The sequence below is a fragment of the Burkholderia sp. Tr-20390 genome (genome assembly GCF_017104595.1).
Classification (GTDB): Bacteria; Pseudomonadota; Gammaproteobacteria; order Burkholderiales; family Burkholderiaceae; genus Burkholderia.
Genome location: NZ_JAAGPC010000451.1, coordinates 1 through 773 on the forward strand (window position 1 = coordinate 1; position 773 = coordinate 773).

The 773-nt window shown below is 73.7% G+C and carries 1 pseudogene; it reads right to left on the minus strand.

Going from position 1 to position 773, the window contains the following annotated elements:
* Positions 1-687, minus strand: a pseudogene (locus G3N98_RS39480) (tetratricopeptide repeat protein); the annotation flags it as partial.
* Positions 688-773 lie beyond the last annotated feature (86 nt).

Below are 773 nucleotides of genomic sequence, written 5' to 3' on the forward strand. Positions count from 1 at the left end.
CGCGGCCTGCGCGCCCGCGACGTCGTCGAGCGAATTGCGGTACAGCGCGGTCGCGTATCGCATCTCGGGCGTCGCGCTCTGCGCCAGCCCGTCGTCCATCACCGTGCGGCCGAGCTGCGGCCGCCCCATGTCGCGATAGATGCGCGCGAGTGCGAAGCGCGTCCACGGCGCGTCGGGCGCCGCGCGCACAGCCGCCCCGTAGCGCTGCGCCGCGGGCCCGCGTTCGCCCTTGTCCGCCGGCGCGCGGGCCCGGTCCGCGAGCAGTTCGGCACGCAGGCCGTCGAGCGCGCGTCGATCGTCGCGGCCCGTCACGCGGCCTTGCAGCGCATCGAGCAGCGGGCCGATCTGGTCCGCGCGGCCGGTGTTCTCGTACAGCGTGGCCGTGCCGCGCACGGCCGCGAGGTCCGGCGAACGTGCGGCGAGCAACTCGCGCAGCAACGGCTCCGCGCGCGTCCAGTCGCGCTGCGCGAGCAACGCGTCGGCAAGCTGCAGCTTCGCGTCCGGGCTGTCCGGCTGCATCGCGAGTGCCGCCCGTGCGGCACGCTCCTCGTCCTGCGGACGGCCTGCCGCGGCCGCCGCGCGGCCTTGCGCGAGCAGCCCCCAGAACTGCGCGGTGCGTGCGAGGCCCTGCCATTTGCCGCGCTGGTCGGTCGACAGCGTCGCGGCACGCGCGAACAACGTGCGCGCTTAGATCGGAAGAGCGTCGGGGAGGGAAAGAGTGTATGGGAGTGTGTAGCGCTGTGGTGGGGAGCTGTCGTGAAGTAGAAAGCATA